The sequence below is a fragment of the Cupriavidus pauculus genome, assembly GCF_008693385.1.
Classification (GTDB): domain Bacteria; phylum Pseudomonadota; class Gammaproteobacteria; order Burkholderiales; family Burkholderiaceae; genus Cupriavidus; species Cupriavidus pauculus_D.
This window is the reverse complement of the sequence record NZ_CP044067.1, coordinates 2919810-2946306: the sequence shown is the minus strand read 5'-3', so window position 1 is coordinate 2946306 and position 26497 is coordinate 2919810. Positions and strand designations below refer to the sequence as shown.

Below are 26497 nucleotides of genomic sequence, written 5' to 3'. Positions count from 1 at the left end.
CCGCCTGCATCGCTCGATCCCTTGGACAATCGGGATTGAGCACTGCTATATTGCGTGGAACTTTCATGTGTCCCTCTGGCCATCCTGACCCATGGCTCGCTTGCTCCCGCTCGCAGTGTTGGCTGCCCTGCTTCATGGCTGTGCGGGCGCCCCTTCCTTTGTCCTGTTCGGAGCGTATTTTCCGCTCTGGCTGCTCAGCGCATTGATCGGTATTCTGGGCGCCGTGATTGCCTGGCGTGTGTTCGTCGCAACCGGCTGGGCGGAAACCGTCCGCTTCCAGCTACTCGTCAATACGGCGATCGGCGTCATGATTGCCGAAATCGTCTGGCTACTCGGTGCGGGGCATCTATGAAAATGGCCGGCGTCCGCCGCAGCCCGTTGGGCGGGAAACTGATTGCGCTGGTCATCGTCCTGCTGGCCGTCGCGCTTTCCATCTATGCATACGCGCGTACGTCCGGATATCCATCGACCGACGATGCCACGCTCGACGCGGATCTGGTCCACGTGGCATCTCCGGTTGGCGGCCGGATTGCGCGCATCCTGGTCACCGAAAACCAGCACGTGTCCAGGGGCGACGTCCTGTTCGAAATCGACCCCGTCCCCTACCGGCTCGCCCTGGCCCAGGCGCAGGCAGACCTCGAGCTGGCAAAGGCGATGCTCGGCACGCGGCGCCGCGCCGTCGGGACCGAGCGCGGCACGGCGTCGGTCGCCTCCGATCAGATCGCCCGCGCCGAGCAGAACTACGCGCTGGCCCAACGTACCGTGGAACGGTTGCGGCCGCTCGCCGCCGACGGCTACGTGCCGAAGCAACAGCTCGACCAGGCCGAGGTGGCCAGGAACGATGCGGCGGTGACCCTCAAGCAGGCGCAGGTACAGCGAGCCACGACGGCGCAGGCCGTTGGCAACGAGGACGACGCCATCGCCACCGTGCACGCGCGGGAAGCAGCATTGGCCATCGCCCAGCGCGCGTTGGACGATACCGTGGTCCGCGCCCCGCATGATGGCCGCGTCATCGGCCTTACGGTGCTGGCCGGCGAAGTCGTGATTCCCAACCAGTCGCTGTTCGTGCTCGTTCATACCGGAGAGTGGTTCGCGGTCGCGAACTTCCGCGAAACGCAACTTGGCCATATCCGTGTCGGCGACTGCGCCACGGTCTACTCGATGATCGACCGGCGCCAGGCGATTCGTGGCACCGTGCAGGGCATCGGAGTGGGTATCACCGACACCGACCGCCTCAACCTGCCGCGCTCCCTTCCCTATGTGCAGCCTTCCGTGAACTGGGTGCGCGTGGCGCACCGGTTCCCGGTGCGCATCAAGCTGGACGAGCCACCGGAAGCGCTGGCGCGGGTCGGGGCGAGTGCGACGGTCGAGGTCGGGCGTGGCGCATCCTGCCGCTGAACGGCGCCGCATCGGCATTGCCGACCTCGGCGCGCTGCTCGCGCCGTTTCCAGGGCGCGCGGCCGCCACCACGCGCATCGCCCTGGCCAGCACGCTGACCGTGCTGATTGCCGCCACGTACGGCACGCCGGAAGCCGCCATCTCGGCGTACGTGATCTTTTTCGTCAATCGCGCGGACCGCACCAGCAGTATCGTGATGAGCATCGCCATGCTGATCCTGGTCAGCCTCATCGTCGGGCTGGTGATCGTGCTGGCCAATTTCACGCTCGACAATCCCATGCTGCGCGTCGCATGCATGACGGTGTTGTCCGTCGGCCTGCTCTTCCTGACCTCCGCGAGCAAGCTGCGCCCCGTCGGGGCCATCGTGGCGATGATCGTCGGCTTCGGCCTGGACGAGCTCGGCCTGGTGCCTGGCGGTGAGGTCGCCACACGGGCGCTGCTGTACACGCTGCTGATGGTGGCGATTCCCATCGGCGCGAACGTGGTGGTCAACCTGCTCATCGGACCCTCGCCGCGGCGGCTGGCAGGTGCGCGGCTGGCGCATTGCCTGACTGTCGCGGCGCAAAGCCTGCGCGATCCGCCATCGCACTGCGCCGCCCTGGAGAAGGTGTTGCGCGATGGCGTCCAGCCCGTGGACGGGTGGCTCAAGCTGGCAAAGTTCGAAGGCAGCGCGAACACGGCGGACGTACTGGCGCTGCGCCAGGCGACGACCTCGACCACGGCAATCCTGATGGCCGCCGATGTCGGCTGCCGGCAGGCCGGGGCGAGACTGCCGGCCGTCTTCGCGATGCCGGCGGCCGACACGCTCGAAGCCATGGCGCGCATGCTCGCAACAGGTGGCTATCCCGTCGACATCACACTGCCGTGGCCCGATGCCACGGTGTTGTCACCGGTGCAGCAATCCGTGGCGCAGGCGCTGCGCGATGCCATCGAACACTATGCCGAGCCCGACGCGCCGGCCGCATCCAGCGCCCCGCAGCGCGAGCCGGCCGGGAAATCCGGCGGATTCCTGGATGCCGACGCCTTCAGCAACCGTGCCCATGTCCACTACGCGCTGAAGACCACCGGCGCGGCAATGTTCTGCTACCTGCTTTACCAGCAGTTGAACTGGCCCGGCATCCATACCTGCTTCATTACGTGCTACCTCGTGTCGCTGGGTACCGCGGCGGAATCCGTCGAGAAGCTTGCCCTGCGGCTGGCAGGCTGCGTGGCTGGCGCGGCAGTGGGCACCGCGACCCTCGTCTATATCGTGCCGGCACTCGATTCCGTCGGCGGGCTGCTGGCGCTGGTGTTCGTGGGCACCTGGCTGTCCGCCTGGGTGGCCACAGGCTCGCCGCGTATCGCGTACGCGGGCCTGCAGATCGCGTTTGCGTTCTATCTCTGCGTCATCCAGGGGCCGGGGCCGGGGTTCGACCTGACCATTGCGCGTGACCGCGTGATCGGCATCATCATCGGCAATCTGGTCGTGTATGGAGTGTTCACGCGCGTCTGGCCGGTCAGCATCGCCGGGCGTATCGAAGCGACACTGTCTGCGCTGGTCAGCGAGTGGCAGCAACTGATCGACGCCCCGCGGGCCGCCGTGCGCCGCCGGCATGCCGCCAGTGCCCAGGCCTTGCACGGCAATATCGCGCAGGACTTGCTGCTGACAGGCTACGAACCTGCCTCCGTCGGTCCCTCGTCCGCGTGGGTGGAAACCCGCCGGCACCGGCTGCGCGTACTCGACGCGGTGGCAGGCATGCTGTTCATGCTCGCGGAGCGGTATCCGGGCGACCCCGCGGTCGCCGCGCGGCTTCATGCGGTGAATAGCGACGAGGCGCCGCCCGCCGTCCAGGACATCCGTCCCGGGGACGACCAGGGCGGCCAGCGCGACCAAAGCGACCAAAGCGACCAAAGCGACCAGAGCGACCGTACGCGCGACGCCCTGCTTGCGCTGGTCGATGAACAACTGTCTGCATCGCGTCCGGGCGCGGCCACTTCCTCCCCTTCCCATGCGCAACCCTGATTCCTTCGCGCTGCTGCCACTTTGCGCGCTGCTGACCCTGACCGGCTGTGCCACGTCGGCGCTGGACCTTGCGCCGCCGCGGCCCGACCTGCCATGGCAGCCGGCCACCACGGCCACGGGGGAGATCGTCGCCGGTGCGGCAAGCAAGCCCGCGCCGCAGGACAGACCATCGAACCATGTGCTGCCGGCAAATACCGCGCTTGGAACGATTGCCCCGCCGGCGCCGCTCGATCCCGCTCACGACTACACGCTGCCCGAGCTGATCGACCTGGCGGAATCGTCCAACCCACTGACGCGGGTGGCATGGAACGATGCCCGCAATGCCGCACTGGCGACCGGCATTGCTCGCAGCACCTATCTTCCACGGCTATCGGTATCGGCGATGGGCGGCTGGCAGAACGGCCATCTGTCCAGTCCCACCGCGCTGGGGCAGGCAGGCGCGGACATTTCTCACCAGGGAGCGGTATCGGTGCTATCGCTGCAATGGCTGCTGTTCGATTTCGGGGAGCGGGCCGGCGTGGTGGAAGCCGCGGAGCAGATGACGGTGGCTGCGAACATCGCGTTCACCTCCATGCACCAGCGCATCATCCACGAGGTCAGCGTGGCGTATTACCGCTACCAGGCTGCCCGCTCGAGAGTGGCCACCGTGGACCAGGCCATGGCGAATGCCGATGCCGTGCTGACGGCCGCCAGATCGCGCTACCAGCGGGGCATCGGCACGGTAGTGGAGGTGGCACAGGCCACGCAGAACCAGGCGCAGACCAACCTGGCGAAGGTACAGGCACAAGGCGCGGCGACCGATGCCTATCTGGGACTGATCAATGCCGTCGGTATTTCTCCGCTGTCGAAGCCGCGCATCGCCGAGATGCCCGTGCGGCCCCTGTCCCCGGCGCTGCGCAGCTCGATCGAACAGATCGTGGAGCAGGCCATTTCCCAACGGCCCGATGTGCTGGCCGCCTACGCGCTCGAGCGCGCCAACGAGGCCCGCGTGAAGTCCGCCGAAGCCGCGTTCATGCCAAAGGTGTTCATGTCCGCGTTCGCCTCGTATGCGTCGGGGGGTTCGACCATTACAGCGATTCCACCCGTGGGACAGCAGCCGCCGACGGTCAACCTCAATGGCTATCGCTACGGCAACAGCGTGTTCCTGGGCGTGACGCTGCCGATCTACGACGGCGGCACGCGCTCCGCCGTGCTGGCGCAGGCGCGCAATGACGCGGACAGTGCGTCGGCAAGGTTGACCCGTGCAAAGGAGGAATCGGTACGCCAGGTGGTCGTCAGCCAGAGCGCACTGGAATCGAGCCTGGCCGCCTATGACGCCGCCAAGACCCTGGCCGCCGCCGCCCAGACCACTTATGACGCGGCCTATAACGCCTATCGCAAGGGCGTCGGCACCGTCACCGAGGCCAACCTCGCACAGAACCAGTTGCTGCTTGCGCGCAATGCGTCGGCCGATGCCTATAGCGCGGCATTGGCCGCGGCGGCGACGCTGGCGCTCGCCACGGGGGACATCGGCAAGACACCCTGATGACATGCCGCCTCGCCAGTCGCGCGGCCTGGTTCCGCAGGCGGGTTGCCGGGTTGCCGGGCCGACACGGCTTCCGCTATTGGAGCGCCTGCTCCGCGGTTCGCGCCACGCGCGCAACCAGTTCGCGCAGCCACGTGTGACCCACGTCGTAATCGTCGCGCCCATGCCATACCGCGCACATCGTCTCGTGCCCGCCTGCATAGGGCGACGCGCGGCAAATCAAATCGCTGTTGCTGGCGAGCGCCTTCGCAAGCAGAGATGGCACCACCGCCAGCATATCGGTATCGCGCAGTAACGCCGGAATGGCGAGCGAGTGGGGAACCGTCACTCGCACGCGCGGTATCGCCTGCGCTTCGTTGAAAGCGTGCTCCAACGCCCGCCGGTCGAACATCTCCGACTGTCGCGCCAGGCCGCGCTCCACGATAAACCCTCCCACCGCGCCTTCCTCGTGCCCGCCCACCGATAGCGTGACCAGCGGATACTTCCCCAAATCCGCAACCTTGAGTTTCCGGCGTGAGGCAGGATGCCCCCTTCGCATCAGGATGGACTCTCCCTGCGACATCAGCTCGCGCGAACTGAAGCGCGAGGGTACCTGCGAGAAGATGCCGATGGCGAGATCGATGCGCCCGAGATCGATCTGTTCCGCGAGGTCCAGCCGTGTCGAAGGCCGAATCACGAGGTCGACCGCGGGCGCCACCGTCAGCAGTTCGCGCGACAGCGGGGCGATGATGACTTCCGTCACAAGATCGTTGGCCGCGACCACAAATCGTCGCTGGGATTGCTCCGGGGCAAAGGGCGCCATGCCAAATGCATCCTGAATGCGACGCAGGGAGTCCAGCAGGCTTGGCGCCATCGCCATCGCGCGGCCGGTAGGCTCCATGCCCTTCCCCGTTCGAATGAACAGCTCATCGCCCACCAACTCACGCAGCCTGCGAAGCGCATGGCTTACCGCCGATTGCGTGAGATGCAGGCGCTTGCCCGCCAGAATCAGGTTGCGTTCTTCGTAGACAGCCTCGAATACCTTCAGCAGGTTCAAGTCCGTGCGGCCGATGCTCATGATCGCGGCTTGGTGAGTTGAATCGCATGCATTATGCGCTTGCACATACATCAATTCCACTCAATCCGGTCTCGGCGCAATATTGGGTGCATCCATTCACAACCGTTTCCCCGCACCATGACAGCCGACATTCTCAACAACGATCGCGAAGCGCTGATCGAGCGTTGCATTCCCTTCCTCGAGGAAGTCAAGGACATCACGACCAACAGCGATATCGAGCGCTGGCTCAACGAGAAGTACGGGCCCGGCAGCGAGCTCTACCAGACCTTGTCGCGGTTGATCCGGAAGGGCGTGGAAGACGGCTGGGCCGCCAACGTCGAGATCGACGGCCCAAAATATCGCCGCAGCCGCATCGCCGAACCCACCGCGCGCACGCTGCATTTCAGCATCACGGCGGTCTACATGGACAGCACGGACAACCAGCAGGGGCATCCGGATCACCGTTTCCGCGGGCAATACCATGGCCACCCCTATGGAGAATTCAATATGGTTGTGCCGTTGAACCAGGGCGCCTTCCTCAACGGCCCCGATGGCTGGCGCGCGGAAGGCTGGACAGCTCCCGCGCCGGGCAGCCATCACTATCCGGAAGCGAAAGGCGGCGCGGTGATCGCACTGTTCTTCCTGCCATCGGGCCGGATCTCGTACCATCCGGCGCCGCAGGAGTAGTCCATGCTCCAGGACACCATGCCCCAGGACGCCATCGCACGATGCGTTGCCTCGGTGGCAAGCGGCCGCCGCTCGGTCCGCGCCTTCAAACCCGTGCCGCTACCCAGGGAGGTCGTGGAGCAGATTCTGGAAGATGCCTCGACCGCACCGAGCGGTGGCAATACCCAGCCGTGGCGCGTGTACGTGGTGACAGGCGCGTTCAAGGATGCGTTGACGGACAGGCTGGTCAAGGCCTTCCGCGCCGGCGACATGCCGGCGCCCGCCCATTTTCCCGACCCGTTGCCCGACCCGTTGCCCGACACGTATCGGGCAAGGGTGATGGACTTTGGTGCGCGCTACTCGCCGGTCAATCAGACCAGAACGCCGCGGCAGTCCGTGCCGGACTTTGCCCGGATGCTCGGCTTCCCACCGGCCTGACCTCCCGGAAGCTTCTTTTCGTCCGCCGCCAAGGCCGGGCTGCCCACTACACGATCGGCAGCCCATTGTCCCGATCCGCCTGACGCCCACTCGTGGTGCCAATGCACCGTTCCGGTTCGCGCGCATGAGCGCGAGCCGCGTCCCCAGATACGGACCAGCAACGTCGTATCTCGCTGATTTAAAAGACATAACGTCAACCTCTTCCAGCACTGCATACAGCCGATACGATCTGGCACAGCGATTGCATTTCATTGCATCCAATACCATCGAAAAGAGGTTAGGACTTTCCCTAAAAAATGCTTTTTGAGCAACTTAAAAGACGCGAATGACGCGATTTTCCTTGGTGTCACGCCGTTAATGCATGCAACAATGCGCCAACTGCCGACAATAAAAGTGATCCCATCGGTATGAGGCGCCACTGAAGAATGTGGCTGCATACATAACGCCGCCGGCTGTGTCCATACGAACTCACAAGAGATACGCATGAAAAAACTGTCCCGACTTCTCCTCCCTGCCCTTGCCTTGTCGTGTGCAAGCGCTGCTTCGGCCGCCGACGAGCCCCTGCGCATCGGTGTGATCGCCACCTACTCGGGGCCTTACGCAGACTATGGGCGGCAATTCGATGCCGGGATGGACCTTTACCTCAAGCAGCACGGCGGAAAGCTGGGGGGCCGGCCCGTCGAACTGGTCAAGAAGGACACCGGCGGCCCCGCCCCCGAGACAGCGAAGCGGCTTGCACAGGAACTGATCGTCCGGAACAAGGTGCAATTGCTGGCCGGGCTCGACTTCAGCCCGAACGCGTACGCGGTGGCGTCCGTGGCGACCCAGGCGAAGATTCCGACCGTAGTCATGAATGCCAGCTCGTCCGGCATCACTGCGTCGTCGCCGTATGTGTCGCGCGTGTCGTTCACGGTCGAGCAGGTGTCCGCCCCGATGGCCAGGTGGGCGGCGAGGAACAAGATCAAGGAGGTCTACACGGTGACCGCCGACTACGCGTCCGGCGCAGATGCCGAGTCGGCATTCACCAAGGCATTCACGGCCGAGGGCGGAAAGATTGTGGGAAGTGTCCGCACCCCCATGAGCAATCCGGATTTCTCGGCTTACGTGCAGCGCATCAAGGATGCCAAACCGCAAGCGGTGTTTATCTTCTTCCCCTCCGGCGTGATGCCTCCCGCCTTCCTGAAGACGTGGAAAGAACGGGGCATGGACGATGCCGGGATCAAGCTCATTGCCACGGGCGAAGCCACTGATGACAGCTACCTCGCCGCAACCGGCGACGTCGCGCTGGGACTGACGACCAGTCACCACTACTCCTACGCCCACAAGTCGCCACTGAATCAGAAGTTCATTTCCGATTTCTATGCGGCCTATGGCAAGAAGATGCGCCCCAGCTATTTCGCGGTGGCGGCATACGACGGCATGGCGGCATTCGATCTTGCACTGAAGAAGACGGGGGGCGACCCGGATGGCGCGAAGGTCATGGCAGCCATGAGCGGCCTCCAGTTCGAGAGCCCGCGCGGGCCGATCGAGATCGATCCGAAGACGCGAGACATCGTGCAGACCGTGTACATCCGCCGGACCGAGAAGGTCAACGGCGAGCTCGTCAACGTCGAGTTCGATTCCTTCGAACGCGTGGCGGATCCCGGCAAGGAAGCGAAGTAAAAGATGGGAACCGTTATTTTCGACGGAGTGGCCTACGGCATGCTCCTGTTTCTGATCGCGGTAGGCCTTTCCATCACGATGGGTCTGATGCATTACGTCAATCTCGCGCATGGCACCTTCGCCATGGCGGGAGGCTACGCCGCGTCGCTGGCGATGCAGCACATGGCCTTGAATTTCTATGCAAGCCTTGTTGCGGGCTTTGTCGCGGCCGCGGCGATCGGCGCCATCTGCGAAGGCCTGATCTTCAGGCGGTTGTATCGATCGAGCCCCCTCGACCAGTTGCTCATGTCGATCGGCGTCGTCTTCGTGTCGATCGCGGGAGCGACCTACTTCTGCGGCCCGTCGGTGCAGCCATTCGCGCTGCCCGCCAGCCTGCAGGGGCGCATGACGATTCTCGGCGTCGAAGCCGGCCACTACCGGTTGTTTCTGATCGCCTGCGGCATCGTCGTCTTTGCGGCGCTGCGACTCGCGATGACGCGCACCCGGTACGGCGCCATGGTGCGGGCGGCAGTCGACAATCAGCGCGTGGCAGAGGGTACCGGCATCCGCGTGCAGCGGCTCTTTATGCTGACCTTCTCGCTGGGGTGCGGACTGGCGGGCCTGGGCGGTGCGCTGAGTCTCGGGATGCTCGGCCTGGAGCCCACTTTCCCGCTCAAGTATCTCGTGTACTTCCTGATCGTGGTGTGCGTCGGCGGCGCCGGGTCCATCGTCGGCCCGTTCGTCGCGGCGCTCATGGTGGGATTGATCGACGTTGCCGGCAAGTACTACCTGCCGGAAATCGGCGCCTTCTTCATCTACGTCTTCATGGTCGCGGCCCTGCTGATTCGACCCAACGGTATTCTTTCGCGAAAGGCTCTTGCGTGAAAACGATCCCTCTGACGCCGCGCCACGCCGGACTTGCCGAGTTCGCGTTCTGGCTGGCCGTGGCAAGCAGCTATCTGTTCCTGCCCGACAAGCTACCACTGGTCAGCCAGATCCTCATCATGGGCCTGTTCGCGCTGTCTCTGGACATCGCGCTGGGGTACGCCGGCATTCTGACCGTCGGCCACGCAACCTTCTTTGGCATGGGCGCATACTGCGCCGGTCTGCTGGCCCGGCACGCCTGGAACGATCCGCTCCTTGGCATTGGCGCGGCGCTGGTCGTATGCGCCATCGCCGGATACCTGCTCAGTTATCTGATCGTACGCGGTGGCGATCTGGCCCGGCTCATGATCACGATCGGCGTGGGGGTACTGCTCGCTGAAATCGCCAATCGTGCAAGTTCGCTCACCGGAGGCACGGACGGGCTCCAGGGCATCGTCATGGCGCCGCTGTTCGGGCGCTACGAATTCGATCTGTGGGGTCATACCGCGTTCTGGTACGCCTTCGCGGTCGTGGCAATCGCCTTCCTGGTCGTCCGGCTGATGCTGCGATCGCCGTTCGGCCTCGTGCTGCGCGGCATTCATGACAACCGCAAGCGCATGCTCGCGCTGGGCTCCCCAGTCGACGCGCGGCTGCGCCTCGCCTACTGCCTGTCCGCCGCCTTCGCCGGTGTCGCGGGTGCGCTGCTGGCACAGACCACCCAGTTCGTCGGTATCGAATCGCTTGGATTCGCCAAGTCCGCCGAAATTCTCATCATCCTCGTCGTCGGCGGTGCGGGACGACTGTACGGCGGCATGGTGGGTGCCTTTGTCTATATGACGCTGCATGACGTGTTCGCCGATCTGGACCCGCAGTTCTGGATGTTCTGGCTCGGGATCTTCCTGATCGCGGCGGCCCTCGCCGGCCGCGGCGGCATCATGGGCCTGCTTGCCCGGCTGGCGCCGGTGGGGAGGTCGCGATGAGCGAGACGCTGATGTTGCGCACCACGGATCTCGGCGTGCGCTTCGGCTCCTTCGATGCCGTAGGCGGCGTGAATCTGTGTATCGAGCCAGGTGCCAGACATGCCCTCATCGGTCCGAACGGCGCCGGCAAGACCACGCTGATCAATCTGTTGACTGGCGTGATTCGTCCCACCTCGGGCCGCGTCGAACTTGGCGGTCAGGACATCACGCACCTGCGCGCGGATCAGCGCGTGCGGGCGGGGCTGTCGCGAACGTTTCAGATCAACACGCTGTTTCCCCGGCTGACGCCGCTGAGTTCCGTCGTGCTGGCCGTCTGCGAGCGCGAAGGCCTGGGCGCATGCTGGTGGAAGCCCGTCGGGTCCATGCGCAAGATCCACGACGAAGCGATGGAGATCCTCGGCAGCCTTCGGCTGGCAGACCTTGCCAACGTACCCGTCGTGGAAATGGCGTACGGCAAGCAGCGCCTGCTCGAGATCGCCCTGGCGCTGGCCACCCAGCCTCGCATCCTTCTGCTCGACGAGCCGGCGGCCGGGGTCCCGGCAGGCGAAAGCACGGAGCTCTTCGAAGTCATCGCGAAGCTGCCGGAGGACATCAGTATTTTGTTTATCGAACACGATATGAATCTGGTCTTTCGATTTGCGCAGCGCATTTCCGTGCTCGTGGCCGGAAAAGTGTTTACCGAAGGCTCACCGGGGACGATTGCCAACGACCCTGGCGTGAAGGAGGTCTATCTCGGACGCAAGGGCAGCATCGCCGCCCTCTCCGGCAATGGCGCCGCTTCGGTTGGCCACGGAGTCGCAGTGCATGGCTAGCTCGCTGATTTTTGACAAGATAACGGCCGGCTACGGTGAGGCCATCGTGCTCGAGGACATGACCTTCTCCATTCCAGATGGCGATAGCCTCGCGATCCTGGGGCGCAATGGCGTGGGCAAGACGACCGTGCTGGAAACCCTGATGGGCAACACGCGCGTGCGAGCCGGGTCCATCTACTGGCTAGGCGACGACATCACGCATCGTCCGTCCCATGCCAGGGCAAGGGCCGGCCTCGGCTGGGTGCCGCAGGAGCGCGAAGTTTTTCCTTCGCTGACGGTGGAGGAAAACCTCACGGTGGTGGCCACCCGCGGCTACTGGCATCTTCAACGCGTGTACGACTTGTTTCCCCGGCTCGCGGAGCGCCGGGGAAACTACGGCAACCAGTTGTCCGGTGGAGAACAGCAGATGCTTGCGATTGGACGCGCGCTGATGACCAACCCCCGCATCCTGCTGCTCGACGAGCCCATGGAAGGGCTCGCGCCGATCATCGTGGAAGAGCTCGCGCTCAGCATCCGTCGCATGCAGAGCGAGGCGGATCTTCCGTCGATCGTGGTGGAGCAGCATCCCAGCCTGGCGCTCGAGATGACCGACCACGTCATCGTGCTGGAGCGTGGAAGCATCGTTCATTCCGGCGCCAGCGCGGCACTGTCCAGTGACGCCGGCCTGCTTGAAAGGATGTTGGGCGTAGGCGCCCGCGACGCATCCCCACCCTCTCCGGAGACGCGTTCCAGCGGATGAGAATTCAAACGCCCTAGGCAAGCTCCCTGACGGCGCCACACGTCCGGCGCCGTCGCCTCAGACCATGTCCACAACCTTGTGCACCGCTCCCCGCGACCGGTGCGGGTAGCACTCGCCCTTCGATTTCTCAAAACAATCCACATGGCCTAGCGCCACATGACCAAGGAGAGATGTATGAAGTTGAGCCGTATTGCCGTGTCCGCTTGTTTCCTCGCCTTACCACTGGGTGCCTACGCGCAATCCGTCACGCTCTACGGCGTGGTGGACACCGGTGTCGAGTTCGTCAATCACGTGGGGACGAACGGAAACGGCCTCGTGCGCATGCCGAACCTGACGGGCACGGTGCCATCCCGCTGGGGCATGCGCGGGTCCGAGGACCTGGGCGGTGGCATCAAGAGCGTGTTCGTGCTCGAGTCGGGTTTTGCGCCCGACAGCGGCAACTCCAACCAGGGTGGGCGCCTGTTCGGCCGGCAAGCCTTTGTCGGCCTGAATGGCCAATGGGGCCAGATCGCATTCGGACGTCAGTACTCGATGCTGTTCTGGGCCACCCTCGACACGGACACGCTTGGGCCGAACGCGTTCGGCAGCGGCTCGATCGATAGCTATCTGCCCAACGCGCGGCACGACAACGCGGTGACCTACAAGGGCAAGTTCGGAGGATTCACCGTCGGCGCGACCTACAGTCTGGGGCGCGATACGGTGCGGGCAAACAGCATCTCGGGCACGAACTGCGCCGGCGAGAATCCTGCCGACGTGCAGGCCTGCCGCGCCTGGTCGGCCCTGCTGATGTACGAGACGCCGCAATGGGGGACACACGTCGCCTACGACTCGCAGCGCGGCGGCGCCGATGCCTTTGGCGGCCTGATCAGCAGCAGCCTGAAGGACGACCGATTGTCGGTGGGCGGCTATGCGCTGTTCTCCAACGTGAAGGTCGGGCTCGGCGTCATCAACCGCAACAACGAAGGTTCCGCCAATTCGCCCGGCCATAGCCAGCTGTACTACGCCGGCGCGTCCTACGACGTGACGCCGGCTTTCAACGTCGCCAGCGAAGTGTTCTACGTCAAGTTCAACAACAGCCCGAACAAGGCATGGCTCGGAGCGATGCGAGGGTCGTACTCGTTCTCGAAGCGCACGCTCGCGTACGCCACGGTTGGCTATATCGATAACCGGGGCTCGCTCGCCCTTTCGGTCAGCAACGCGGCGGGCGGCTCTGCGCCGGTGGCAGGTGCGAACCAGTTTGGCGCCATGCTGGGCATCAAGCAGATCTTCTGACGTCATCCCACCGCAAGGGGCTCCCCTGCAGCCGCGCTGAAGCGGAGCCTTCTTGCGAAACCATTTTTTTTTGCGTCCTCGGGCCATCCCATCGCAACAACCCATTTCACACCAGAGGAGACTTTGATGATTCGCACACGCCCCCCTGCCCACCGCGCACACCCCTGGCTTTCCGTGTTGGCCACCGCCACTGCCGCGCTGATGACGAGTGCCTGCGCGCCCTCCGCCACCACGTCTTCACCAGCGTTCTCGGCGGCCTCGCCGGCTGACACGGTTTACCTCAACGGCAAGATCGTGACGGTGGATCGGCGCTTCTCGATCGCGCAAGCCGTTGCGGTCAAGGACGGCAAGTTCATCGACGTGGGTTCCACCGAAGCGATCCGCCAGCACGTGGCGCCAGCCACTCGCGTCGTCGACCTTCAGGGTCGCACCGTCATCCCCGGCATGATGGACAGCCATAGCCACATGATCGGCGCAGGCACGGCGGAAACCACGGCGCAGGTCATCAGCGCAACGTCTGTGGCCGATACCCAGCGCATCATTGCCGAATTCATTCGCCGTAAAGCCATCGCGCCTGGCGCATGGGTGCTGTCGGGCCGCTGGCACCCGCCGTCGCAACTGGCCGAGCACCGCTACCTGACGCGTCAGGAGCTCGATGTCGCCGCGCCGGCTAACCCGCTGTTCGTGCAGACGGTGGGACACTTCGCCATGGCCAACACCAAGGCGCTGGAACTGGCAGGTATTACACGGGCCACCAAGGATCCCGTGGGAGGCAAGATCTACCGCGATGCCAACGGTGACGCCACCGGCCTGCTCGAGGAAACCGCGATCGATCTGGTCGAGCACAAGATCCCGCGACCCACGCGCGAGCAGCTGATTACCCAGCTGGTGGCCGCGCAGCACGTCTACAACGCGTCGGGCATAACCAGCGCCATCGATGCCGCGCTGACCGAAGACGAGATCGATGCCTATTTCGCCGTAGCCGAGCGCAAGCAATCCACGGTACGCACTGGCGTGATGTGGAAACCGGTTGCGCTCACCGCGGCGGATTTCGAGAAGCAACTGAACGCGGCCAGGTTCAAGGACGACACCGGAAACGACTGGGTCCGCACGGCCGGCATCAAGATCGTGTCGGATGGTGGCATGACGCTGAAGTCCGCCTATATCCACCAGGCCTACGCGGACGACCCTCACAACCACGGCACGCTGGCGCTGGACCCCGTCGCCTACAAGCAGAGCGTGATACTGGCCAACCGGCACGGCTGGCGCGTGGGCACGCATGCCGTGGGCGACGCCGCCGTGGACCTCGTGCTGGACGCCTATGCCGGAGCAGACAAGGACCGCTCGCTCAAGGATCGTCGCTTCGTCGTGATCCACGGCAGCCTCATGACGCGCGAGCAGATGCAGCGGGCCAAAGCGCTCGGCGTTCGCGTGGACGCGCAGAACATCTTCATGTGGGACAAGGCTGCCACCGTGGAGAAATACATGGGCACCGAACTGGCCGGCCGGGCCGTACCGACGCGCTGGCTCGTCGACACGCTCGGCATCGAGGGCACCGCCGCCGGCACCGACAACCAGGTGAACATCCTCAATCCGTTCGTTGGCCTCTACATCATGGTCACGCGCAAGGACCCGCGCGGCAAGGTGTATGGCGCCAACCAGGCCATTTCGCGCGAAGAGGCGCTGCGGCTGTACACCAACGCCGGGCCGTATTACACGTTCGAGGAGACGCGCAAGGGATCGATCGAGCCGGGCAAGTTTGCCGATATGGTGGTGCTGTCCGCGGACTACACCACCGTGCCGGAAGACCAGATCAAGGATATCAAGCCCGTGCAGACCATCGTCAACGACAAGGTGGTGTACCAGGCGTCGAACTGATCGGCGCGCGGCCTGGGCAAATGCCGATTGGCGTTCAGGCCGCCGTGACGAACAAGCGCATCGCGGGCATGACCTGCGATGCCTGCTCCGGACGATCCAGCGCGGTCTCGAGATTGAGGCGGGCCACATTGACGTGTTCGGTCGCCAGCGCCTGGGCGCGGGTCCCTTCGCCACGCTGCATGGCATCGAACAGGCTGTGATGCTGGCGATGCGCGTAGACCAGCCATTGCTGGCCCTCTTCCACGGCGGACTGCATCGGCAGCATGGCGCTGGCCGCGGCGAACGGCAGGCGATTGTTGAGTTCGATCGCGCGTACCAGCGCGCTGTTGCCGCTGCCCTCGACGATCAGCGCGTGGAAGCGATCATTCATATTGCTGTACGCGACGTAGTCGTCGTAGTCGAGTTGCGGCTTCATCAACGCGCGATCGCCCTCGCGGAGGCAATCCTGCAGATCGAGCGTCAATTGCCGCGAGAGCCCATGTTCGGCCACCAGCCGCGCGGCCATGCCTTCGAGATGCCCGCGCACGGCAATCGCGTCCTGGATTTCGCGCGGCGTGAAGCGCCGCATCATGTAGCCACTGCTGGGCGATGGCTCGATCAGGCCCTCCTGCTCGAGCGATGCGAGAGCCAGCCTGACCGGCGTGCGCGAGACGCCGAGCTTCTCGGCCAGCGGGATCTCCGCGAGACGCGCGCCCGGCTCGAACTCGCCCTTGAGGATCAGGTCGCGCAGTTGTACCAATACCCGGGTCTGGTGGGATTCCATGACGCCTCTCATTGTTTTGATTTCCGGCAGCGCTGCATACGAACTTGTAGACACTGCATGCAATGGCGGTATGGTACACCAGCGCGGCCGCTCAGGCTGGCACGAGCGATTTCAGAGCAACCGACTCGTCCCGCAATAGCGCCGCATCGGACCGCACGCGAGCGGCAACAAGGCGCCGCGCGGCCATATGGTCAATGGGCCGATTCACCGAATCCGCGCCGATGAGGATGCCGTCACGCAAGTACAGGGCGGTGAACTTGCCGCTCGCCACCTCGCCGCGCAGCACGATCTCTTCGCGTCCCTCCGAAGTCCCCACCATTTGCAGCTTGTAGCCGTACTGATCCGACCAGAACCACGGCACGGCCTCGTACGGCGTGGCGCAATCCGCCAGCGCGGCGGCAGCGACCCGGGCCAGGTCGTTTGCGCTCTGGATGGACTCGACGCGCACGCGCCGATCGGCCGCGCCGCCGCGAGCCGAAGCATTGAGCCAGGGGTTCGGGTATGACGCGCAGTCGCCGGCTGCCACGATCAGGGGATCGCTGGTACGCGCGAAGGCATCGACCACGATCCCGTTGTCGACGGTCAGCCCGCAAGCTTCCGCCAGCTCCACGTTGGGAACGACGCCCAGGCCAGCGACGACCATGCCCGCCGGAAGCACCTCGCCCGATTCGAGCTCCACTGCCTCGACCGCCCCCTGCCCGACCAGACGGCGCACACGCGATGCCATGCGGAAGTGCACGCCCTGCTGTTCATGCGCCTGCATCAGGAACGACGAGATCAGTGGCGGTACCGCGCGCTGCAGCAGCCGCTCCTGCATTTCGACCACGGTAACGTCGAGGCCGAGCACGCGCAGCGCGGCGGCTACCTCCAGCCCGATGAACCCGCCGCCGATCACCACGGCATGGCGCACGCGGCCGGCGCTATCCCGAATCGCGCCGGCATCGGCCAGATCGCGCAGGTAATGCACGTTGGCAAGCCCCGCTCCTTCGCAGGACAACGTACGGCAGCGCGCCCCCGTCGTCAGCGCCAGACGGTCATACCCGAGCGTGCTGCCATCGGACAACGCGACCGTGCGCGCAGTGCGGTCGATACGGAGCGCCCGGACACCGGTACGCAGCACGATGCGCTCTTCCGCGAAGCGCTCGGGCGACTGCAAGGGCAGGCTCGACGCATCCACCTCGTCGCGCAGGAACCCTTTGGACAATGGCGGCCGTTGATACGGCAGATGCGGCTCGTCACCGATCATGGTGATCGCGCCCGCGAAGCCGTTGGCGCGCGCGGCCAGCGCGAGCTGGGTGCCCGCATACGAGGCGCCGAGGATGACGAGGTCTGCCATGCTCTACCCCTGCGTTGCCGGCACGCGCACGATCATGCCGTCCAGCGCATCGCTCAGGACGATCTGACAGCTGAGCCGGCTGGCGTCCGTGCGCTCGGCGGCCACGCCTTCGAGCAGTTCGTTCTCCATCTCGTCGGGAGCGGGCAGCTTGTCCAGCCAGGCCGGATCGATGTACACGTGGCACGTGGCACACGAGCAGCAGCCGCCGCACTCGGCGTCGATACCGCGCACGTTGCTGGCAATGGCCAGCTCCATCAGGGTCTTTCCGTTGGCCGCCGCCACCGTCTTCGTGTTGCCGTCCTTCAGGACGTAGGTAATTGTCGGCATGACATCCTCACTGCTTGATCTTTAGAACGTGTCGAAGTATTCGCGCTGCTCCCAGTCGCTCACTTCGAGGTTGAAGCGATCGATCTCGGCCTGCTTGATATGGCAGAAGTAATCGACGAAACCATGGCCCATGCCTTCGCGCAGCACATCGTCCTGCCGCAGGCAGTCCAGCGCCTCGTCGAGCGTCTTGGGCAGATAAGGTGCCGGGGTCTCGTAAGGCGAGTCCGCGGACGGACCCGGGTCCAGCTCACGGCGAATGCCATCGAGCCCGGAGACAATCTGCGAGGCGAGATAAAGATACGGATTGGCTGCCGGTTCCCCCACGCGATTCTCGATGCGTGTGGCCGTATCTCCGGCGCCGCCCAGGACTCGCAGCATCGCGCCACGGTTGTCGCGCGCCCAGATCGCGCGGTCCGGCGCCAGCGAGAAGGCACGAAAGCGCTTGTAGCCGTTGATGGTCGGCGTGGAAAACGCGGTGGCGGCGCAGGCGTGCTGGAGCAGTCCGCCCATGTAATGACGTCCGACCGCGGACAGGTCGTCGCCAGCACGCTCCGGCATCATCGCATTGGTGCCGTCCTGCACGCGCTGCAGCGACTGGTGCAGGTGCCATCCGCTCGAGACCACGTTGCGGATCTTGGGGCGGCACATGAACGTGGCATGGTAGCCGTGACGTTTGCAGACCTGCTTCACCGCGCTGCGGAACAGCACCATGGCGTCGGCCGTCTCGCACGGGCTGGCTGGCGCGAACGTGAATTCGAACTGGCTCGGCCCGAACTCGATCTCCAGCGAACGCACGGGCAGGCCCAGTTGCTGCACGTTCTTGCGGATCAATTCGATAACGGTCTCGGTGGCGTCGTAGCGCGACTCGGTCAGGAACTGGTAGCCATGCGACAGCAGACCGACGTCGGGCGGCTCGCCGGGCTGACCCGCGTCGTCGGGGGCCATATGCTCGCCGAGCAGCTTGAAGACGTGAAACTCCACCTCCAGCCCAGTGACCAGCCGATAGCCTTCGGCCTCCAGCTGTTGCTCGGCATTGCGCAACTGGCGGCGCGTGGCGAACGGCACGGCACGGCCGTCGTGGAAGTACGGATCGCAGAGCACCCAACCGGTGTTCAGCGCCCACGGGAGCACCTTGAACGTGGTCGGGTCAGGTATCAGCGTGACGTCCGCCCCGCCCTGCATGCCCGGAATATCGAAGCCACCGCCTGCCTGGAATACCGGAAACACCGTGCGGTGCGAGGTGTCCTTCGCAAACAGCGTGGTGGTGACGTTCAGACCGCTGCGCAATACACGCACCGCCTCCGATGCGACCAGGGCCTTGCCGCGCAGCACGCCGTGCTGGTCTGGGAAGGAAAAGCGAACGACGTCGATATCGCCCGCGCCGATCCGCCGCGCCATCTCGTCCGCCGCGCGCGACTGCGCCTCGGTCCAGAGGCCGAATTTGTCTACGAATGCCATATGGGTCCGGCCCTCCGCCCCGCGTCGCGCGCGCGGAAGGGCCGCCTAGGTAGTTGATGAGGTATGCAGTCCGATGACGTCAGGTGCGCGACGCCCACTCCGAGTCGGCGCGCCGCTTTGCGTCGGCACCGCGCCAGTAGACTTCGTGCTCCACGTTGCCGACGCTGACGCCATCGATCGACGGCGGGCCGGTCAGCGTGCTGGCCTCATCGACGTCGACCATCATCAATGCCTTCTCGCCGCGCTCGTTCGCCTCGATGGCTTCCACCAGCAGCTTTCGGTAGGCAATGATCCCCTTGTCGGTGGTACCCAGATGCTCGCGGGTACGGTCCTGGATCGGCCCCTGCGACTCGACGGCCCACTGGTCGTGCACGTTGATATCGTTGCCCATCCCGGTGTACGTCTTGGTCTGCTGCTCATACGGATTGAAGCCGTACTGGTTGGCCTTGTTCTGGCGCGGGCGATAGTCGGGCAGCTCGTACAGTGCAAGGCGCTGGTCGCGCATCTGTTGCTTGTTCACGGGCTCGGTGAAGCTCGTGAAGATCGCGTACCAGTAGCAGCTGGTGTCGTCGATGGGCACATGCCATTGCGCGATGGTCATCTCGGCGCTCATCGGGATGATGAATGCCTGCGGGAACACGACATTGGTCACGCGCACGTGCTGCTCGCCTTCGCCCAGGTCGCGCAGTGCCGTCAGGCGCATGCCGTAGTCGGTCGAAGCAAGGTTGATCTGCGGGCATTCGAACTCGCGCAGCACCTTGGTGATCGGCATGGCCGAGTCGGCCGACGCGCCACGGAACTGCTTGCCATAGCTCTCGGAAGTGTCCTCGTCCTCGAAGAAGCGATGCAGGAACGAGGCATGTGCGGGATCGATACCGACTTCGAGTGCCTGGAGCCAGTTGCATTCGAGCAGCCCCTTGAATGCAAACGTGTACTGGTTCGGCGCGATAAAGCAGTCGAACGCCGGGAACGCGGGCGGCTCGCCTTCGCCAATGAAGGCAAACAGCATGCCGCTGCGTTCGACCACCGGGTAGGCCTTCTGCTTGATGCGGGTGCACAGCTTGCTGCCGGCCGGCTCGGCGGGGGTCTGCAGGCAGGTACCGTTGCGATCGAACAGCCAGCCATGGAACGGGCAACGCAATCCACCGTCCTCGAGACGCCCGAAGCTCAGGTCCGCACCCCGATGCGGGCAGTCGCGATCGAGCATCCCGTACTGGCCCTGCTCGTCGCGAAACACCACGAAGTCCTGGCCCATCAGGCGCACGGCGCGGACGGGACGCTCCCCCTCGAATTCGTCGATCAGCGCAACCGGCTGCCAGTACTGGCGCAGCAGACGGCCAGCCGGCGCATCGGCACCCACGCGGGTAATGAAATCGTTCTGTTCCCTGGACATCATGATGGGGGATCTCCTGCTCGAAAGGCGGTTTGTGGATGAGTTGGCCGACGCCATATCGGCCTGTTGTATGCAGCAATACTATTCACTGCATACAGACAAAACAAGAGGCAGAACGAGCGAACATCAGCCGCCTTAGCACCCGATACCAGTCGCAACCCCGAAATTCCGCTCTAACCATATGTTTTAATTGAATAAATTGCGGAATAATCGGATCGGAAACGCGTCGTAGGTGTTTACCCTTAAACGCAGGAGAACGTCACGATTGCATGCCGATTTCGAGCCTGCTGTACATTTTTGCGTGCACATTGCATGCAGCGCGCACCATTGTCGTGCGGCAGCGCTGCGGCGCGAGCGTGCCTGAGCGTGATGGCATTACAGCGACACCGCGATGGCGGCCGCACGCGCGAGTGCCTGTTCACGCGCAGCCGGCATGGCCGGAGCGTCGGGGTGTGTCGGACCGAAGGCGATGGTCTCGATGGCATCCACGCCAATCATGCGCAGCCAATCCTCGAGATAGGGCTTCTGATGATCGAACGGCGCGAGCGGGGTGCCGGCCGCGTAGTCGAACGAACTCGCATAGATCACCACCGCGCGCCGGCCAAGCACCAGCCCTTCGTAGCCACGCTCCGGCGTCCACTTGAAGGTCAGCCCCGGCTGCGTGATCACGTCGATGTAATGCTTGATCCGATACGGCAGCCCCCAGTTCCACATCGGAACGCTGAACAGCAATACGTCGTACTCGAGAAGGCGTGCCACCTCCTTTTGCACGGTGGCCCATGCGGCGGCTTGCTCGGCCGTATGCTCGCGCCGGGCGAACACCGCGTATTTCGCGTTGAGTACGTCTTCGCGCATCTCGGGCAGATCGAGCTCCCAGAGGTTGAGCGTATCGATGCGCGGGTTCGCATGCTTGGCGGCATACGTATCGAGCAGCGCCTGCGCCACCATTGCCGACTGGCTGTTCTCGCGCGGCGAGCCGACGATATGAAGAATCTTGGTCACGTTGAATCCTTTGCTTGTTGCACCGATGATGGCGCGATCTAGCGCGCACGATCATCGGTTGTTTTTCACCGGGCTGCCGCGCCTTTCACGCGATTGCCCAGCCGATCAGAGATCCACCGCCAGGGATTCACCCTCGGCCCAGCACACGCAAACGCAGGCCAGCGCTTCGTTACTTCGTTGCGCATCGGTCAGGAAGCGGTCGCGATAGGAAACCTTCGAACCGCCCAGTACCTTCGTCGCGCACAACCCGCATTCGCCGCGCTTGCAGCTGTGCGGCACAGGGATACCGATGGACAGCGCGGCATCGAGGATCGAGGTACCGGGCTCCACACGCAACTCGCGCCGGGACCGGACGAACGACACGGTCACGGGCTTGTCGCTGCTCAGCGGCGCCGGTGCCTTGAACAGTTCGTGATGCACGCATGCCGCCGGGAAGCCCACCGCGGCAGCCGCATCCACCACCGCATCGATCAGTGCTGCCGGTCCGCAGGTGTAGCTGTGCGTGCCGGCGGGGCGGCCGGCCAGAAGTTCGGGCAAACGCATGCGCGCGCCGTGGTCCGCCGCGGTGTCATAGAGATGCAGCGCATCGCCGCAGATCTCGCGCAATGTGTCGACGAATGCCGCATCGTCCATGCCGCGCGCACTGTAGTGGACTTCGAACGACGTGCCCGCGCGCCGCAGCGCGCGCGCCATCGCCACGATGGGCGTCACGCCGATCCCGCCCGCGATCAGGATGGCGTGCCGCGTGGCCGGATCCAGCGGAAACTCGTTCTCGGGTACCTCGATCTCCAGCATACGGCCCACCTCCACCTCGTCGTGGAGATAGCGTGAGCCGCCACGCCCCGCGGCTTCGCGCAGCACCGCGATATCGCACCAGTTGCCGTCCGGCGCCACGTCCACAACGGTGTACTGCCGCGCCTCGCGCGTGCGGTCGTCCAGCACCGTGCCGATGCGCACATGGCCGCCAGCGGCAATCGTCGGGAGTGCCGGCCCCGCGGCAACGGCCAGCCGGAAGCGCTTGATGTCGCGGCCCACCATCTCGGTCTCGCTGACGGTCACCGGGTAGCGGCCGTCGTGCGCGTTCACCTCGGCGGGCGTCCGATAGCCGGCGCGCCGGGCAAAGCCGGTCACGTAGTCGGGAGTCGCCACCGACTCGTGCAGCCGCTTGGCCGGGCGCCCCGGCAGCGCCACCGTCGCCAGCGGAATTTCTCCGGCCCAGCATTGCTGCTCGTACAGCGCCTCGCCACCGAAAATGGCGAGACCGTCGGCCGGCGGCCCCGCACGGCGCTTCGCCGAGCCCTCTTCGATCCGCATGCGCACCATGATGATGCTGTGCAGTTCGGCTTCGGTGGGTTGCCTGACTTCGTCCCAGCGCCCCGGGAAATAGCGCGTGAGGAAATACTCGAGCTGTTCACGGCGCGCGGCGGGCTCGGCCACGGCTTCCGGCCGCCCGAAGATCATGACCGAGCGATAGTTCAGCGTGTGCGCCGAGGCCAGCCGCGACAGCACGTAGCCATCCAGCAGGGTGAAATTCACGCAAACGTTCACGCCCTGCGAGACATGCTTCAGCATGCGGCTGCCCGCGGAGCCATGCCAGTACACGTAATCGCCGTGGCGCCAGACCATGGTCGGCGTGGCGAACGGCTGGTCCTCGATCTGATAGGACACGACGCCATACAACGCCGCGTCGATGATCTCGTGGATGGCCTGCTTGTCATTCGAGCCCCGCCCACCGAACAGGCGCACCCGCGAGCGATCCGTCACGGGGTAGCTGGTGTCATTCATGTCTGTTTCCTTTTGCGGTCCTGATACCGCATGCCACTGGTATTGCCATGCTCCGGCACGATTGGTCCTGGCGAAAGGACCAATCCATGCGCCTCGACCAGTCCAATCCCCCAACCATCTTTTACCCAACTCACTAGGGATAACCCGGGACTGGGCAACCGAAGAATGGACACCGTAAAGGCTTCGGTCTAACTTACCCATGCCATTATCTTCTATGGAAGATATTGCGACAGACTACACGCCGGCGCGCCGGCTGGCTACTACCCACGACGGATACCGAAGATGACCACTGCTGATGAGAACGAACTGCTGACCCGCGTCGAGAACGGCGCGCCCATGGGGCGCATGCTGCGCCAGCTCTACTGGATGCCGGCCGTGCTGTCGTCCCGGCTGGAAGCGGACGGTGCCCCCGTGCGCGTGCGGCTGTTCGGCGAGAACTTCGTCGCGTTCCGCGCCACCGATGGCCGCATCGGCTTTCTGGACGAAGCTTGCCCGCACCGTGGCGTGTCGCTGGCACTGGGACGCAACGAAGATTGCGCCATCCGATGTATCTTCCATGGCTGGAAGATCAGCGTGACGGGCGATGTGCTGGAAGTCCCCAACGAAGCGTCGAACCCGGATTGTTTCCGCGATACGGTCAAAGTCCGCCATTTCCCCACCGTGGAAGGCGCCGGCATCGTATGGGTCTGGCTGGGTGAAGAAGGCGAGGCGCCACCGCCGCCGAACTTCGAATGGATGAATCTTCCCGCCACCCAGGCCTACGCATGCGGCATCGAGCTGAACGCCAACTGGCTACAGGGCGTGGAAGCGACCATCGACTCCTCGCACATCGCGCTCTTGCATCAGAGCTGGCTGGAAAGCTCGCCGACCGACATGGCGGCCACGCGCGTCAACTCCGCGGTGCGCTACCAGTTCGAGAACACCGACTACGGTATTCGGGCGGCGGCGCTGCGTGAAGCGCCGGACGGCTCCTGCGTGGCGCGCGTGACCGAGTTCGTGATGCCGTATTACGGGCTGATCCCGCCGATCGGCATTGGCGCGGCCCAGGATCGCACCGTGATCATCGCGGTGCCTATCGACGATACGCACCTGATCCAGTGGTACATCTACTACAACACCGAACGGCCGGTGGATTCGATGAAGCGGACCCAGCGCGCCAATACCTGGCCGATGGCGGGAGGCATGCCGGGCGGCCCGGAGCAGAACTGGGGCCAGAACCGCACGCTCATGCAGCATGGCAACCACACGGGCTTCCACGAGATCGTCATCGAAGACTTCGTTACGCAGGTCAGCATGGGGCCGATCGTCGATCGCACGAAGGAATACCTGTGCTCGGCCGACCAGGCCATCATCCGCGTTCGCCGCCAGCTGCTCGACGCCGTACGCCGTTACACCGGCGGCGTGTTGCCCGCGAGCGCCACGCCGCAGGGCCGCGATCATGCCGCGATTCGTGCCACGGGCGGCCGCATGGAATCGGCCGAGCAAGACTGGCGTGCGCTCCCGCGCTGAGCGGCCCGTCATCAACCTGCCGGCTCTGGCGGGTGCCGCCCCGCGCCCGCCGTTCGCCTTACCGGCATCTGTCATATCGGAATACGCAGCAAATGGACCACGAAACGAAACACGAGGAATGGGTGCGCGCCTGCCAGGTTGCCGACGTGCGCCCCGGCAATCCCAAGGGGCTGAAGCTCCGCGACATCCCGATTGCACTGTATCGGCTACCCGAAGGTGTCTTTGCCACCCATGACGTCTGCACGCACGCCTACGCCCTGCTGTCCGAGGGCTTTATCGAGGACCACGTGGTGGAATGCCCGCTGCACGGCGCCAAGTACGACGTTCGCAATGGCAAGTGCCTCGCCGTGGCCGAATGCGACGTCAAGACCTACCCGGTCCGCATCGAGGACGACGCCGTCTACGTGGCGGTACCGAGCGAGGTCACGTCCGCATGATTTCCGCCGCCCCGCAACGCATCGTCATCGTCGGCGGCGGGCAAGGTGCCGGCGCGTCGCTCCGCCACCTGCGCGCACGCGGCTACGACGGCTTCACTTCAGTCATCTGCGCCGAAGACCAGTACCCCTACGAGCGCCCGCCGCTCTCCAAGGCGTTTCTCAACGGCACCGCCTCGCTCGAGGCGCTGACGCTGTGCACGCCCGAGCATCCGCGCGAGCGGTTCTACCTCGCCGATATGGCATCGCGTATCGACGTTGCGGAAAAACGGGTCGTGCTGCGTAGCGGCACATCGATGGCCTACGACAAACTGCTGCTGGCCACGGGCGGCGAAGCGCGCAGACTCGCGCTCGCGGGCGCGGACAGCGCGAACGTCCACTATCTGCGCACGGTGCACGATGCCCGCCGCCTGCGCGCCGCGCTTGCCGACTGCCAGGCCGCGCAAGCGCCGGTGCTGGTGATCGGGGGCGGCTGGATCGGACTCGAAATTGCGGCCGCCGCGCGGCAGGCTGGCCTGGCGACCACGCTGATCGAGGGTGGACCGCAGCTCTGCGGCCGCTCGCTGCCCGCTCCCATTGCCACGGAACTTCTGATGGCGCATCGGGACCGCGGCGTCGATATCCGGCTTGGCTGCTCGATCGAGACGCTGCATGGCGACGGCCGCGTAACGGCCGCGACGCTATCCGATGGCGGCACGATCCCGGTCGGCATGGTCGTTGTCGGGATCGGGCTGATTCCCAACGCGCAACTGGCCGTGGACGCCGGGCTCGCGGTCGGCAACGGTATCTGTGTGGATGCCAGCGGCCGGACCTCCAACCCGCACGTCTACGCGATTGGCGACGTGGCCGAGTTCCCCTGTATGTGGCACGGTTGCGCCGTGCGCATGGAGACCTGGAACAACGCCAATGTCCAGGCGGTACGCGCCGTCTCGGCGATGCTTCCACAGGCCGGCGGGCCGCAACTCGCCGGCGACGCTGTGCCCTGGTTCTGGTCCGATCAATTCGATTTCAATCTGCAGGTCCTTGGTGCACCTCTGGTCGCGGACGGCTCGCTGGTGTCGACAGATGCGGAAGGCGGAGCCCTGCATCTGTACGCACGGGAGCGGCGCCTGATCGGGGCCATCGGCATCAACCGGGCGCGCGACATCCGTGTCCTCAAGCGCGCCGTCGAACGCGATCCGCAGTTGACGTTTCAACGAGTGACCGATTGCCTGGGAAATCTACGCGAACTGTTATAAC

Annotated in this window: 24 protein-coding genes; 16 read left to right on the top strand and 8 right to left on the bottom strand. The window is 64.8% G+C overall.

Annotated features, from left to right (window positions below; all coding sequences use genetic code 11):
* Positions 1–91 precede the first annotated feature (91 nt).
* Genes FOB72_RS31465 through FOB72_RS31450 form a run of 4 tightly spaced genes read left to right on the top strand, consistent with a single transcriptional unit; the run spans position 92 to position 4925 of the window.
* Complete coding sequence (locus FOB72_RS31465; protein WP_150377123.1) at positions 92–352, top strand: hypothetical protein; 261 nt, start codon at positions 92–94, stop codon at positions 350–352.
* The gene (gene mdtN, locus FOB72_RS31460) at positions 349–1398 is read left to right on the top strand and encodes a multidrug transporter subunit MdtN (RefSeq protein ID WP_150377122.1); all 1050 of its coding nucleotides are present in this window, start codon (positions 349–351) and stop codon (positions 1396–1398) included. The genes FOB72_RS31465 and mdtN overlap by 4 nt, the downstream gene beginning before the upstream one ends.
* A complete protein-coding gene (locus FOB72_RS31455; protein WP_150377121.1) occupies positions 1379–3400 on the top strand; it encodes an FUSC family protein in 2022 nt (673 codons plus the stop codon). The genes mdtN and FOB72_RS31455 overlap by 20 nt, the downstream gene beginning before the upstream one ends.
* Complete coding sequence (locus FOB72_RS31450) at positions 3387–4925, top strand: TolC family protein (RefSeq protein WP_150377120.1); 1539 nt, start codon at positions 3387–3389, stop codon at positions 4923–4925. The genes FOB72_RS31455 and FOB72_RS31450 overlap by 14 nt, the downstream gene beginning before the upstream one ends.
* Positions 4926–5001: 76 nt before the next feature.
* Here the strand turns inward: FOB72_RS31450 and FOB72_RS31445 are convergent, their stop codons facing one another.
* Positions 5002–5982: a LysR substrate-binding domain-containing protein gene (locus FOB72_RS31445; protein WP_150377119.1), complete on the bottom strand. Its 981-nt coding sequence runs from the start codon at positions 5980–5982 to the stop codon at positions 5002–5004.
* A 117-nt stretch (positions 5983–6099) separates the two neighbouring features.
* On the opposite strand from FOB72_RS31445, the gene FOB72_RS31440 reads away from it, so the two are divergent.
* The 9 genes from FOB72_RS31440 (at position 6100) to FOB72_RS31400 (ending at position 15251) form a co-directional block, all read left to right on the top strand.
* Positions 6100–6648 carry a DUF4863 family protein gene (locus FOB72_RS31440; protein WP_150377118.1) on the top strand — a complete coding sequence of 183 codons (549 nt, stop codon included), beginning with the start codon at positions 6100–6102 and terminating at the stop codon, positions 6646–6648.
* Between the two features lie 3 nt (positions 6649–6651).
* Complete coding sequence (locus FOB72_RS31435) at positions 6652–7065, top strand: nitroreductase family protein (protein ID WP_150377117.1); 414 nt, start codon at positions 6652–6654, stop codon at positions 7063–7065.
* 483 nt (positions 7066–7548) lie between these two features.
* Complete coding sequence (locus FOB72_RS31430) at positions 7549–8727, top strand: ABC transporter substrate-binding protein (protein WP_150377116.1); 1179 nt, start codon at positions 7549–7551, stop codon at positions 8725–8727.
* A gap of 3 nt (positions 8728–8730) precedes the next feature.
* A complete protein-coding gene (locus tag FOB72_RS31425; RefSeq protein WP_150377115.1) occupies positions 8731–9591 on the top strand; it encodes a branched-chain amino acid ABC transporter permease in 861 nt (286 codons plus the stop codon).
* Positions 9588–10550 carry a branched-chain amino acid ABC transporter permease gene (locus tag FOB72_RS31420; protein ID WP_150377114.1) on the top strand — a complete coding sequence of 321 codons (963 nt, stop codon included), beginning with the start codon at positions 9588–9590 and terminating at the stop codon, positions 10548–10550. The genes FOB72_RS31425 and FOB72_RS31420 overlap by 4 nt, the downstream gene beginning before the upstream one ends.
* Positions 10547–11362, top strand: a complete 816-nt coding sequence (locus tag FOB72_RS31415) for an ABC transporter ATP-binding protein (RefSeq protein ID WP_150377113.1) — start codon at positions 10547–10549, stop codon at positions 11360–11362. The genes FOB72_RS31420 and FOB72_RS31415 overlap by 4 nt, the downstream gene beginning before the upstream one ends.
* Positions 11355–12101 (top strand): ABC transporter ATP-binding protein, encoded by a 747-nt coding sequence (locus FOB72_RS31410; RefSeq protein WP_150377112.1) that lies wholly within the window; start codon positions 11355–11357, stop codon positions 12099–12101. Before FOB72_RS31415 ends, FOB72_RS31410 begins: the two co-directional genes overlap by 8 nt.
* Before the next feature lie 174 nt (positions 12102–12275).
* Positions 12276–13373 carry a porin gene (locus FOB72_RS31405; protein ID WP_150377111.1) on the top strand — a complete coding sequence of 366 codons (1098 nt, stop codon included), beginning with the start codon at positions 12276–12278 and terminating at the stop codon, positions 13371–13373.
* Positions 13374–13499: 126 nt separating this feature from the next.
* The gene (locus tag FOB72_RS31400; protein ID WP_150377110.1) at positions 13500–15251 is read left to right on the top strand and encodes an amidohydrolase; all 1752 of its coding nucleotides are present in this window, start codon (positions 13500–13502) and stop codon (positions 15249–15251) included.
* Positions 15252–15285: 34 nt separating this feature from the next.
* On the opposite strand, the gene FOB72_RS31395 is transcribed toward FOB72_RS31400, so the two are convergent.
* The 7 genes from FOB72_RS31395 to FOB72_RS31365 all read right to left on the bottom strand — a co-directional run bounded on the left by FOB72_RS31395 (position 15286) and on the right by FOB72_RS31365 (position 23315).
* Positions 15286–16014 carry a GntR family transcriptional regulator gene (locus FOB72_RS31395; protein ID WP_150377109.1) on the bottom strand — a complete coding sequence of 243 codons (729 nt, stop codon included), beginning with the start codon at positions 16012–16014 and terminating at the stop codon, positions 15286–15288.
* Positions 16015–16105: 91 nt separating this feature from the next.
* Positions 16106–17350, bottom strand: coding sequence for an NAD(P)/FAD-dependent oxidoreductase (locus tag FOB72_RS31390; protein WP_150377108.1), 1245 nt, complete (start codon positions 17348–17350; stop codon positions 16106–16108).
* A gap of 3 nt (positions 17351–17353) precedes the next feature.
* Positions 17354–17677 carry a 2Fe-2S iron-sulfur cluster-binding protein gene (locus FOB72_RS31385; protein ID WP_150377107.1) on the bottom strand — a complete coding sequence of 108 codons (324 nt, stop codon included), beginning with the start codon at positions 17675–17677 and terminating at the stop codon, positions 17354–17356.
* Between the two features lie 21 nt (positions 17678–17698).
* On the bottom strand, positions 17699–19135 hold the full coding sequence (locus FOB72_RS31380; RefSeq protein WP_150377106.1) for a glutamine synthetase family protein: 1437 nt from the start codon (positions 19133–19135) through the stop codon (positions 17699–17701).
* Between the two features lie 79 nt (positions 19136–19214).
* Positions 19215–20531: an aromatic ring-hydroxylating dioxygenase subunit alpha gene (locus FOB72_RS31375; RefSeq protein WP_150377105.1), complete on the bottom strand. Its 1317-nt coding sequence runs from the start codon at positions 20529–20531 to the stop codon at positions 19215–19217.
* Between the two features lie 372 nt (positions 20532–20903).
* Positions 20904–21530 carry an FMN-dependent NADH-azoreductase gene (locus FOB72_RS31370; protein ID WP_191002324.1) on the bottom strand — a complete coding sequence of 209 codons (627 nt, stop codon included), beginning with the start codon at positions 21528–21530 and terminating at the stop codon, positions 20904–20906.
* 105 nt (positions 21531–21635) lie between these two features.
* Positions 21636–23315, bottom strand: coding sequence for a pyridoxamine 5'-phosphate oxidase family protein (locus FOB72_RS31365; protein WP_191002323.1), 1680 nt, complete (start codon positions 23313–23315; stop codon positions 21636–21638).
* Positions 23316–23597: 282 nt separating this feature from the next.
* Here FOB72_RS31365 and FOB72_RS31360 point away from each other — a divergent pair, with 282 nt between their 5' ends.
* From FOB72_RS31360 to FOB72_RS31350, 3 genes are all read left to right on the top strand, one after another.
* The gene (locus tag FOB72_RS31360) at positions 23598–24824 is read left to right on the top strand and encodes a Rieske 2Fe-2S domain-containing protein (RefSeq protein ID WP_150377102.1); all 1227 of its coding nucleotides are present in this window, start codon (positions 23598–23600) and stop codon (positions 24822–24824) included.
* 92 nt (positions 24825–24916) lie between these two features.
* Positions 24917–25261: a non-heme iron oxygenase ferredoxin subunit gene (locus FOB72_RS31355; protein WP_150377101.1), complete on the top strand. Its 345-nt coding sequence runs from the start codon at positions 24917–24919 to the stop codon at positions 25259–25261.
* Complete coding sequence (locus FOB72_RS31350; RefSeq protein WP_191002322.1) at positions 25258–26496, top strand: NAD(P)/FAD-dependent oxidoreductase; 1239 nt, start codon at positions 25258–25260, stop codon at positions 26494–26496. The genes FOB72_RS31355 and FOB72_RS31350 overlap by 4 nt, the downstream gene beginning before the upstream one ends.
* The last annotated feature ends 1 nt before the right edge of the window (position 26497 follow it).

Coding starts and splice junctions, on each gene's coding strand:
- FOB72_RS31465 (WP_150377123.1), top strand. CDS start 92: ATGGCTCGCTTGCTCCCGCTCGCAGTGTTGGCTGCCCTGCTTCATGGC.
- mdtN (WP_150377122.1), top strand. CDS start 349: ATGAAAATGGCCGGCGTCCGCCGCAGCCCGTTGGGCGGGAAACTGATT.
- FOB72_RS31450 (WP_150377120.1), top strand. CDS start 3,387: ATGCGCAACCCTGATTCCTTCGCGCTGCTGCCACTTTGCGCGCTGCTG.
- FOB72_RS31445 (WP_150377119.1), bottom strand. CDS start 5,982: ATGAGCATCGGCCGCACGGACTTGAACCTGCTGAAGGTATTCGAGGCT.
- FOB72_RS31440 (WP_150377118.1), top strand. CDS start 6,100: ATGACAGCCGACATTCTCAACAACGATCGCGAAGCGCTGATCGAGCGT.
- FOB72_RS31435 (WP_150377117.1), top strand. CDS start 6,652: ATGCTCCAGGACACCATGCCCCAGGACGCCATCGCACGATGCGTTGCC.
- FOB72_RS31430 (WP_150377116.1), top strand. CDS start 7,549: ATGAAAAAACTGTCCCGACTTCTCCTCCCTGCCCTTGCCTTGTCGTGT.
- FOB72_RS31425 (WP_150377115.1), top strand. CDS start 8,731: ATGGGAACCGTTATTTTCGACGGAGTGGCCTACGGCATGCTCCTGTTT.
- FOB72_RS31415 (WP_150377113.1), top strand. CDS start 10,547: ATGAGCGAGACGCTGATGTTGCGCACCACGGATCTCGGCGTGCGCTTC.
- FOB72_RS31410 (WP_150377112.1), top strand. CDS start 11,355: ATGGCTAGCTCGCTGATTTTTGACAAGATAACGGCCGGCTACGGTGAG.
- FOB72_RS31405 (WP_150377111.1), top strand. CDS start 12,276: ATGAAGTTGAGCCGTATTGCCGTGTCCGCTTGTTTCCTCGCCTTACCA.
- FOB72_RS31400 (WP_150377110.1), top strand. CDS start 13,500: ATGATTCGCACACGCCCCCCTGCCCACCGCGCACACCCCTGGCTTTCC.
- FOB72_RS31395 (WP_150377109.1), bottom strand. CDS start 16,014: ATGGAATCCCACCAGACCCGGGTATTGGTACAACTGCGCGACCTGATC.
- FOB72_RS31390 (WP_150377108.1), bottom strand. CDS start 17,350: ATGGCAGACCTCGTCATCCTCGGCGCCTCGTATGCGGGCACCCAGCTC.
- FOB72_RS31385 (WP_150377107.1), bottom strand. CDS start 17,677: ATGCCGACAATTACCTACGTCCTGAAGGACGGCAACACGAAGACGGTG.
- FOB72_RS31380 (WP_150377106.1), bottom strand. CDS start 19,135: ATGGCATTCGTAGACAAATTCGGCCTCTGGACCGAGGCGCAGTCGCGC.
- FOB72_RS31375 (WP_150377105.1), bottom strand. CDS start 20,531: ATGATGTCCAGGGAACAGAACGATTTCATTACCCGCGTGGGTGCCGAT.
- FOB72_RS31365 (WP_191002323.1), bottom strand. CDS start 23,315: ATGAATGACACCAGCTACCCCGTGACGGATCGCTCGCGGGTGCGCCTG.
- FOB72_RS31360 (WP_150377102.1), top strand. CDS start 23,598: ATGACCACTGCTGATGAGAACGAACTGCTGACCCGCGTCGAGAACGGC.
- FOB72_RS31355 (WP_150377101.1), top strand. CDS start 24,917: ATGGACCACGAAACGAAACACGAGGAATGGGTGCGCGCCTGCCAGGTT.
- FOB72_RS31350 (WP_191002322.1), top strand. CDS start 25,258: ATGATTTCCGCCGCCCCGCAACGCATCGTCATCGTCGGCGGCGGGCAA.